This is a genomic window from Chitinispirillales bacterium (genome assembly GCA_031254455.1).
GTDB lineage: Bacteria > Fibrobacterota > Chitinivibrionia > Chitinivibrionales > Chitinivibrionaceae > WRFX01.
Genome location: JAIRUI010000035.1, coordinates 21,200 through 31,545, shown reverse-complemented (window position 1 = coordinate 31,545; position 10,346 = coordinate 21,200). Strand labels below are relative to the sequence as shown.

Genomic DNA, 10,346 nt, shown 5'->3' with positions numbered 1-10,346 from the left:
GGAGTAATTTTTTATGTTTTCGTATTTCATAGAGTGGAAAATAATATAATTTAAAAAACAAACAAGAAAAATCCATAATCAATTAAAAAATTATTGATTTCGCAAGAGGTCTAATATATCGGTAAAAACGGGACGTATTTTAGTTTTCTATTCAAGTTGACAAAATAAGTATATAATTATTTAAAAAAGATAACTAAAATTTATGATATTTTTTACTGCTTATGATTTTTATTAGGCTTTCAGGAGTTTCACCGTCAAGGTTTTCGCTAAACTTTGCTTTGTCATAAAAAGATTTTTGTTTGATATTTCCTCCCGAAGTATCGACTTTCCAAATACCTATAACGACAGGTTTGTCGAAAAGATTGTAAGATTTGTTAAAGTATTCTTCATACGCTCCTTGCAATGTTTTTGTTTTTTCAGGATCAATATCATGTTCGGATTTTACTTCTATATATAAAAAAGCATCATTATTAAACTTTACGACAAAGTCAAAATAACTATGACAAAGTTTATTGTATTTATCAAGATACGCACCGTTCACATTGCTTGACGTAAAATTCTTACCCCAAACTTTTACATTTTCTCCTTTTAACATATATTCCAATTTCTTAAACACAAAAACTTCAGGACTTGTTTCATTCTGTCCAACAGGAATAGAATTTTTAACTCCTCCATATTCTGTTTCAAAAAGATATTCCTGTGAGAGAAGCGTTTCTTTATGATTTTCGCTGCTATACAATTCAACATATTCCGGCGGTTTATACGGCAAAGATTTAACTTCATATTTTGGCTTATATTGTCTATTTTTATTTATCAAATTTCTTATATTAGTGATATGTTTTTCAATCAAAACCAAATAGAAAAATTCTTTAATCAGCGGTACATCTGCATATAATTTTTTATTTTTCAAGTTGTCTTTCCAGAATTTATTAAAGAGATTTTCACAATTGTCAAATGCGTCTTGGTTAGATCTTATTAATTTTAATATTTCTTTTATGAAAATATAAACATTGTCGTATCTTGAAATACGCGCTCCACCTGCTGTAACTTGGTAAATTTTCTTGTAAAAAATATTACCGTTATCGTCTTTTACAATCATTGCCTTTATTTCTTGTATAAAGTTGCTTTTTTCGTTTTCTAAATACTCGTTAATATCTTTTTTAAGCCGTTCTTCCGCAACCTTTTGCGAACAGTCTTTTTCGTTAGTGATTTCAATAGACATAAATTCTTCATTTGCAAATTCTTCTTTTATTTTTGCATTGAACACAAACACATTTTTTTCAACGGGAGCATTCGAATAGATATAATACTTATCCGTAACATCATTTTTTTCAAGTTCTGGATAGCAATTTCTTTTAATTCTGCCAATTGTTTGTAAATTGAAACTTTGAGAACAAACATTGCGAAGTTGCAACAACATACACGCTCGTGGAATATCCCAACCGGTCGCCGGTCCTATTTTGAAAATTATTGCATCAATATCGCTGTCTTTATCGGTTATTTCCGCAAGAGTAAATTTATCCTTAAAAACTCTATCGCTGTCTTTGTCGCCATCGCCAAAATATTTAACCCAGCTTATTCCATTATTTGAAAGTTCTTTTTTTATTTTTTCAAACGTTTCAAAAAACAAATTGCTTTTTTCTTTGTCGGTTGACGAATCGTTATCCACTTGGATAAGCAGAGCGGGGCGAATATAAACTTCACTACTTTCTAAACTTTTGTATTTTTCTTTGACTTTTTTAAATGTTTTGATAGCATCCAAAAGCATATCATCGTCCGTCATTGCTCCGTTAAGCAAAGTTATAGGGTTTGTTTTAAGAAGATATTTATTTTCATTCTTTGACGGATTGTTAAGTTCTTCTTCGTTTAATACGACTCTTTGTATGGTTGTATCTCTATAATCGGGCGTCGCCGTCATTTTAAACACATAAAAAGCCGCTTCTTGCATTAGTCTTTCAAAATTTTTACTTTCTTCATCAGTAGCAAGTTTACCGCCGATATGGGCTTCGTCACGAATATAAACAAGTTTATAATTTTGCTCTTTTATAACTTCTACAAAATCATCAACGATATGAAAAGTTGATAAAATACGCCCTTTTCCGAAACTGCTTTTGCCAAAAATAAAAACCTTGTTTTGTTCAGGCAGAATTTTAGGGATATATTCGTTTTTATCTGTTTTAGCGTCGCTTGGACTTTTGATATATTCAGCAAAAAAATTTGAAAAACCAAGTTCAGTTTTATATTGATTTATTTTTTGCTCAAAGAATAACGGCAAAGAAGATGAAGACGGAGTTGCAATAACGAACACAAATTTATCGCTTGGGTTTTGTTCTATCAACTCCGAAATAAAAGTCGTAGCCATTAGCGTTTTGCCGCTGCCGGTTGGCGCTTTGAAATCAACCTTAACTTTATTGCTTGGGTTATATAAAAATAACAATTCATTTACTTTGCCTTGTTGAATATTTGTAAGTTCCATAGGCTATTTCTCGCTTTTATATGGATTCAGTGAGGTAAGCTGCGTATAAATATAAAGATCGTCTTTTGCTTGATATTTTTCATTTAATTTCTTAAAATCTTTCTCCGCTTCTGTTTTAATTCTTTCCGCCTTTTCAACATCGGCTATCGTTAAATTTTCAGTTTTAATATCAAAAACGCGAACGGTGTTGTTTGTAAGCGATTTTTTCTCTTTGCTGTATTCCCATTCAATTTTTTCACCTTTGCTCCCTTTGCCGTTTATCACGCGGTAAAGCCGTTCTCTTGTAATATTAGTCGCAATATTATTTTCATTGTTTGTCACCAAAACAAATTTTCTGTTTCCTTCGTCTTCAGCGTTTAATTCCATAACCGCCTGTCCTGTTGTGCCGGAACCGGCGAAAAAGTCAAGGATAGTTGCGTTTACGTTGTTGGCTTGTTTAATAAGGAATTTAATTAGTGGAACAGGCTTCGGATTGTTGAAAACTCGTTTTCCATTAAAAATGGTATTAAATTCTTCAGTGAACGATTTTGTTGGATAGAGTCCTAAACTACTTGTAATTTGTCTATTGTTTTCATATTCACTTAAAAATTCCTTAAATGCCGGATATTGTGTTTTTTGTTTTGGGAAAATTATACGATTATCTTTTATCATATCGTTTAAGTTGTCTTGCGTATACGGAGTTTCAAAAGTAAATGAAATATTTGTTTTGGGATCTATAATCGTTTTCTCTGTAAACCCTAACCCAAATCTTTGTAAATATTGACGTTTCCATCTCCCCCTCGCATCATTGTCGGGATTTTTAAAGCCACTATCCTGTTGTCGACCCAACCCAGCAAATTTAAAGCCAGCATTTTTATCTTTTGTATAGCAAAGAACATATTCGTGGTTGGGTGAAACTAATTGTTTCGTAGGTATCCCTTGTGCACCGTCAGTCGTTTGCCAATTAAAAACTACAATAAAATTACTTTCACCAAAAATCTCATCGCATAACACTTTTAAATATGCTTGTTCCGTATCGTCAATTGAAATAAATATAACGCCTTTGTCAGAAAGTAATTTCTTGGCAAGTTTAAGGCGTTCGTTCATCATATTAAGCCAGCCGTCGCGGGTAAATTTATCACGATATATAAACTTTTTCGCTTCGACTTCTTCTTTGTAGTCGTTACCTTCTTCTTTACTTTTTTCGGTATTGTAGGGAGGGTCAATGTAAATTACGTCTATTAAGCCTTTGCCTCGACTATCAACATAAGTCACTAAAAGATTTTTTAACGCGTCATAATTTTCGCCGATAATAAGTTTGTGTTCAATAGGAGCCCCCCCCCCCCCCCCCCGTCTTTTCGATAGGAGAGTGAACGAACAGGCTTTCATTTTCTTTTACAACTGAAACGGCTTGATGATTAACTTCGGGCGCTTCATCAAAAGTAAAACCGATTTTTATACGTTGGCTAACCAACCCCCAAACGGCGTCTAAATCTTTTTCGTCTGTGGCTTCAATAATCTTCTTTACGACAGCCTTTTGTTCGGCGTTAAAACTTTCCCTTGCAATTTTGTCAATACGTGCAATGTAAAATTCTTTTTGGCTCATTATTAATCCTTTTTATACACTTAAAAGTTTTCATGTAAAATATTATTCTTATTTGTATTTTAGGTGAATTAAAACCAAAAATTTAGAAATTCAGTAATCCCAAAGTAATTCATCGCTGTTAAAAACCGGACCGTCTTTGCAGACGCATTTATATTTTCTGCTTTTTGTTTGAATAACGCAACCCATACAAGCGCCGACTCCGCAAGCCATCATTCCTTCCATAGACACTTTGCAGGCTATCCCTTTTTCGACGGCGAAACTGTGCAACGTTTCAAGCATAGTTTGGGGACCGCAGGCGATTATCAGATCTTCACTGTTCACGTCTGTGGTTTTTAAATATTCGACGACGTTTCCGGCAAATCCGTCCGAGCCGTCGTCGGTACAAATTTTAGTTTTTATTCCATAAAAAACATCCATACCCGGAACCAAATTTTCACTTTTGAAACCGGCAATCAATTCCACCGGAAACGGCGCCGTTTTTGCAGCAAATAAAATCGGTCCCAAACCGATTCCGCCCGCCACTGCAAAAATCCGTTTTTTTGCGGAAATGTCCGAAGTGTAATAAAACGAATTTCCAAGCGGCGCAATAATATGAATTTTTTCCACAGAAAAATCGTCTTCAAACGAAACGAAAAACTGTCCGTCCGTATCCTCGTCTTCAATCGGAGCGACCGTCGATTCTATCCCTTTTTTTTGCACCAATATTTGAGTCGCCGTTCCGCGTTTTTGATAAATTATTTCGGCAAAATTTTCATTTTTGTTAAAATCCGAAAAAGCAAACGGACGGCGCAAAAGCGGAGCAGAAAGATTATTTACTTTTATTTCGCAAAAATTCCCCGCTTGTAAAACACCCCATTGTTTATCCCAAAAAAAACGCAATTTATAAAAATCCTGGGCGATTTTTATGTTTTCAATTATGCTCGTTTCGATACTTTTCATTTTTGTTCCTTTTTTGCTTCGATCGCTTTTTTTATTCCCGAAATTAAATTGTCGCTCAAAGTCCATTTCGCGTATTGCGCGGTCGCTCTGTCGTTTGCTATGAAAACCGCCGAATATAATTCGCCGTTGGCGTTGAAATATCCAGCCAGACTGCTGACGCCAAAGTTGTTGAGCGTTCCGGTTTTCGCCCGTAAATTTCCTTTCAAATCGGAATTCTTGAAACGTGTAGAAAGCGTACCGTCGATTCCGGCAATCGGCATCCCCGAAACATACTCGTAAAACCAGTTCTGTTTTGAAGCATAGTTAAGCAAATCGGCAATTTGTCCGACTCCGCATTTGTTCTGATTCCCCATTCCCGACCCGTTGACAACACAAATTTTACCGCCTTGTGGGAATTTTTCTTCCCACCATTTTTCTACAATCTGCGAGGCGGTTTCCCAGTTTGCCGGACTGTTTGAAGTTTGCGCCGCAAGCGTCAAAAATATCATTTCCGCGATAAAATTATTTGAATATTTAAACATTCCGCCGACGGCGAAATAAATCGGTTCGGATTCGTGAACTAAAATCAACTGCGCTTTTGTCGTATCGACTTTTCCTATATCAACAGAGAATTTAGCATTGATTCCCGACTCTTTTGCTACTACCCGAAAACTCTCACCCGCGTTTGAAACCGGCTCCCACGATTGGCGATAAACATATTTCGGCTTTTCGTCGGGCTTTATCGCTCCGCCAAGTATAACCGATATTTCGTTTGCCGCGCTTTTCTGCGTTGAAACCGATAAATCCTTTCCCTTCGTAGCGGTCGCAACGCCGCCTCTGAAAGATACGTCTTCTCGCGCCGGAAATAAATGGACATACGCGTTTCGCCCTTCTGCTGTCGGTTGAACAACGATTCCCGTTGAATTGAAACTTACCGCAAAAGCCGAAATCGGCGACATATACGCTCGGCTGTTTTGCTCTTCGTCAAAACCGGGAGCGACAGCGTTTTCATCGAAATATGAATTGTCTATAACCAATTTGTTAGGTATTGATTTTACTCCACAGTGGCGTAGATGCTGTGTCATAAGCCAAAGTCGCTGCGCTGAGATTCCAGGGTCTCCGGCGCCGACGATGTACATATTCCCTTTAATTTCTCCGGAAACTTTATCAAAATTTTCCGCATAAATTTTCGTTTCAGATTTAAAAATCGTTCCCAATTTGTCAAAAGCCGCGGCGGCGGTGAATAATTTTTGCAAAGAAGCGGGAATCATCGCACTGTCGGAATTGAGCTCTGCAATTTTTTGATTGTCACGGACTCTGCGCACTTCAAATCCAATATTTTGCGATCTATGTCCGGATGAATTTATTATGCTTAAAACGAGCGAATCAAATTGCGCAGAAAACGTGCATCCCACCGAAATCATAACTATTATAATTATTGTATTTTTTTTCATTGAACCAGCGTTGATATTTGTTTTACAAATTCTTCAACCGTTTTGAAATCGCGATAAACCGAAGCGAATCTTATGTAGGCGATTTGGTCTAAAAGATACAATTCATCCATAACTATGTTTCCTATTTCCGAACTTTCCACTTCGTTTTTGTTCAAACTTTCGGTTTTTTTTGCGACTCTATCTACAAGAGATGATATTTCGTCAATACTGATGGGACGTTTTGTACAAGCGATATCTATTCCTTTACGCAATTTTTGTATGTTAAAATCCTCGCGGCGACAATCGCGTTTTACTACAATTACATTCATTTTCTCTACATATTCGTAAGTCGTAAAGCGTTTGTTGCATTTTTCACATTCACGCCGACGGCGAATTGCGTTACCGTCACGACTTGAACGTGAATCCACAACTCGACTTTCATCTTCATTTAAGCAATAAGGGCATTTCATAAAAGCATCCCCGAAATACAAAACTACAAAACCATTTTTATACAAAAATAATTTTTGCCGCAAAATGAAAAGGATAAGAAATTTAAGTACTATAATACAAGCGCAAAAAGTAATTTCTCTTTAACTTTAGTTCAGAAATCATGAGGTTTTTGCAATGCCGAACTCAAAAAAAATAACAAATATTTTTTTTAGATTACCGTTTTTTCCCCCGGAAAAAACATCTTTTCGAAACGACGACACTGCCGTGCGCCGTTGTGTTCTTACGAGCGCTTTGAACAAAGAAGTTGAGATTTTAGTCGCACATGAGAAAGAAAATTTCGACGATTTAATGAGTGTCGGACTTCAACCGTTAGCGGATGCGATGGAATTGGACAGGATTGTCGTTTATCGTTTTTTTGATACGAATGAAGGTAAGCGCCTTAGACAAAGTTATCGTTGGGATAGAGCGGCGGGCGGAACAACTTTTTTGAACGAAGACATGAAAATCGTTTCCCATTCCGCGATGCTGGTACGCTGGCTTTCTGTTTTGTCCGAAAACGACTGTATAAATTTACAACTTAACGAAGCGTCTGAAGACGAATTGAATTTTTTAAACCGTTTCAATATAAAGTCGATATTAATAGTGCCGATTTTTACGCACGGCGAATTTTGGGGAGGCATCACTTTCCAAGACCATAAAAAAGAACGTCGTTTTTGTGATGATTGTAACGATTTGTTTCGCGCTGCGGCAAGAGTGTGCGCAAACGCAGTTATAAGGATGGAATCTACCAATGTAACCAATGAAACAATAGCAAAACTTGAAAAACGTGAAAAAATGACTACCATTCTCAACAAAATGTCTGTTTTATTCTTATCGCGAAACGAAATATCGTTTGAAATAACAATGACCGAGGGCATAAAATTGATTGCCGACGCCCTGAATCTAGACAGAGTGTCTGTTTGGCGTAATTCCATAAAATCAGACGGATTACATGGAGCGCAGGTATATCGTTGGGATAGAGAAGCGGGCGGAACATCAAAACCTACAAAAGGGCTTGAAGACGCGTCTTACGCTCAACTTGCTCCTAAATGGGCGAAAGTCTTTACGAACGGCGGGGAAATAAATACTCCTGCACGGTTTACTACGGGACGGGAGTATGAGACATTAAAAACGCTGGGTTGCGTATCGACGTTTTTTACACCGATATTTATCGGCGGCTCGTGTTGGGGATTTGTGCTTTTTGAGGACCGTCAAAACGAGCGTTTTTTTGAGGAAAGCGATGTTGAAATTATGCGCTCCGCCGCACTTTTGTGCACTAATACCGTAATTCGCGCCGAAATGGAACAAGAAATAATAAAAGTCAACGAACAACTCAGCAACCGCCTGAAATTACAAGTCGTGACGTCTGAAATAATGAAAAAACTTATCGGAAACGCCGAGATAGACGAACTTTTGAGAGACACGATAGAAAAAATCGGGAATTGTTTGAACGTATCGCGAGTTGTCATCGTCGCCACCGACAGAGAAAACAATGTCGTTCACATCAAAAACATATGGTATGCGGCAGACGCACCGAAACTCCTTGCCGTTTCGTTTAAGTTTATGGATTTTTTTACAAAATACTTCCCTGTCAAACTGTCGGACACTAACGCAATTATGCCGCCTGTCGTTTGTGAATTTGCCGCAGAAAGCGAATATGAGGAATTTAAAGAATTTGCCAGCATAGACATAGGCGGATTCGTGTTATCACCGATTTACATTGAGGGAAAACTTTGGGGTTTTTTAAACGTAGAACAGTGCAATTCCAGCCGTGTTTGGACGGAAAGCGAAATAAAGTTCGCAGCCACGGCGGCAAGTGCGGTTTCCAACGTTATTATGCGCGAGCTTTATAATTCGCAGTCAAAAGAGTCGCTAAAGAAAGCGATCGCCGCAAGTAAAGCGAAGAGTGAATTTTTGTCTAATATGAGTCACGAAATAAGAACTCCGATAAATTCGATAGTCGGCATGACCACAATCGGAAAAAACTCTTGCGACATCGGAAGAAAGGATTATTGTTTTTCAAAAATAGAGAATGCATCAAAACATTTGCTCGGCATTATCAACGATATTCTTGACATGTCGAAAATTGAGTCAAACAAATTTGAGCTCTCGTCGGTTGAATTTTCTTTTGAAAAAATGCTTAAACGCGTTGCAGATTTTATAAATTTCAGAGTAAGCGAAAAGCAGCAGAAATTTACGGTGCGAATTGACAAATTCATTCCAAAAACACTGGTAGGCGATGACCAGCGTTTAGCGCAAATAATTACAAATTTACTTTCAAACGCAGTGAAATTTACGCCGGAAAAAGGTTCTATACACTTGGATGCACGTTTTTTTGACGAAAAAGACGGCTTTTGCACTATACAGATTCGTGTTAGCGACACGGGTATCGGTATCGACAAAAAACAGCAGGAAACCTTGTTTGATCCATTTAAACAGGCGGAATCAAGCACTACGCGCAAGTTTGGCGGCACGGGGCTTGGACTTTCCATTTCCAAAAGCGTCGTTGAATTAATGAATGGAGAAATTTGGTTTGAATCCGAACCCGATAAAGGTTCGACTTTTACTTTTACGGCTCAATTGAAGTGCGGTAAAGACGAATCGAAAAGTGTTGTGCGCGGTGTAAATTGGAGTAACGTCAAAATTTTGGCTGTTGACGACGACCCTGTAATTTTAACGTATTTCCAGGAAATTTTGCAAAGATACGGAGTAAACTGCGATACTGCCTCAAACGGCGAAGAGGCGCTGAAAATTGCAAAACAAAAAGGTGCGTATAACATTTATTTCTTGGATTGGCAAATGCCTGAAATGGACGGTATAAAATTGATTGCCGAGTTGAAAAAAAGCGGGTACGCCGACAGCGAGAAATCTGTTGTAATTATGATTTCATCCGCCGAATTAGGCGTCATCGAAGAAAAAGCGAAAAAAGCCGGCATTGATAAATTCTTGACTAAACCACTGTTCTCTTCGGAAATTATGGATGTCTTAAATGAATTTTTAGGTGTCGAACAACAGCAAGCCGATGAAAAAACGTCCAAACCGGACGGCGTTTTTGCAGATTATCATATTTTGTTGGTTGAAGACGTAAAAATAAATTGTGAAATTTTACTTGCGCTTTTTGAGCCGACGCTATTGAAAATCGACTGTGCGGAAAACGGTTTGGAAGCGGTTGAAATGTTTGCGGAATCTTCAGACAAATACGATTTGATTTTCATGGATCTTCAAATGCCTGAAATGGACGGCTATGAGGCTACCAAGCGCATAAGAACTATGAACATTGATAAAGCCAAAAACATCCCTATAATCGCAATGACCGCGAATGTATTTAAAGAAGACATTGAGAAATGTCTTGCCATCGGCATGAACGATCACGTAGGGAAGCCTATTGATTTTGACGACGTTTTGGAAAAAATGAAAAAATATTTACCTAAAAAAGGAAGGTGAC

Annotated in this window: 7 protein-coding genes; 1 reads left to right on the top strand and 6 read right to left on the bottom strand. The window is 37.5% G+C overall.

Annotated elements, in window-relative coordinates; all coding sequences use genetic code 11:
* Positions 1–193: 193 nt before the first annotated feature.
* The 6 genes from LBH98_02655 to nrdR all read right to left on the bottom strand — a co-directional run bounded on the left by LBH98_02655 (position 194) and on the right by nrdR (position 6,882).
* Positions 194–2,476 (bottom strand): DEAD/DEAH box helicase family protein, encoded by a 2,283-nt coding sequence (locus tag LBH98_02655; protein ID MDR0303658.1) that lies wholly within the window; start codon positions 2,474–2,476, stop codon positions 194–196.
* A gap of 3 nt (positions 2,477–2,479) precedes the next feature.
* Positions 2,480–3,844 carry a site-specific DNA-methyltransferase gene (locus LBH98_02650; protein MDR0303657.1) on the bottom strand — a complete coding sequence of 455 codons (1,365 nt, stop codon included), beginning with the start codon at positions 3,842–3,844 and terminating at the stop codon, positions 2,480–2,482.
* On the bottom strand, positions 3,780–4,061 hold the full coding sequence (locus LBH98_02645) for a hypothetical protein (GenBank protein ID MDR0303656.1): 282 nt from the start codon (positions 4,059–4,061) through the stop codon (positions 3,780–3,782). The genes LBH98_02650 and LBH98_02645 overlap by 65 nt, the downstream gene beginning before the upstream one ends.
* A gap of 90 nt (positions 4,062–4,151) precedes the next feature.
* Positions 4,152–5,000 carry a dihydroorotate dehydrogenase electron transfer subunit gene (locus LBH98_02640; GenBank protein MDR0303655.1) on the bottom strand — a complete coding sequence of 283 codons (849 nt, stop codon included), beginning with the start codon at positions 4,998–5,000 and terminating at the stop codon, positions 4,152–4,154.
* A complete protein-coding gene (gene dacB, locus LBH98_02635; GenBank protein ID MDR0303654.1) occupies positions 4,997–6,433 on the bottom strand; it encodes a D-alanyl-D-alanine carboxypeptidase/D-alanyl-D-alanine-endopeptidase in 1,437 nt (478 codons plus the stop codon). Before dacB ends, LBH98_02640 begins: the two co-directional genes overlap by 4 nt.
* Positions 6,430–6,882: a transcriptional regulator NrdR gene (gene nrdR, locus LBH98_02630; GenBank protein ID MDR0303653.1), complete on the bottom strand. Its 453-nt coding sequence runs from the start codon at positions 6,880–6,882 to the stop codon at positions 6,430–6,432. The genes dacB and nrdR overlap by 4 nt, the downstream gene beginning before the upstream one ends.
* Positions 6,883–7,153: 271 nt before the next feature.
* Between nrdR and LBH98_02625 the strand changes: the two genes are divergently transcribed.
* A complete protein-coding gene (locus tag LBH98_02625) occupies positions 7,154–10,345 on the top strand; it encodes a response regulator (GenBank protein ID MDR0303652.1) in 3,192 nt (1,063 codons plus the stop codon).
* Position 10,346 lies beyond the last annotated feature (1 nt).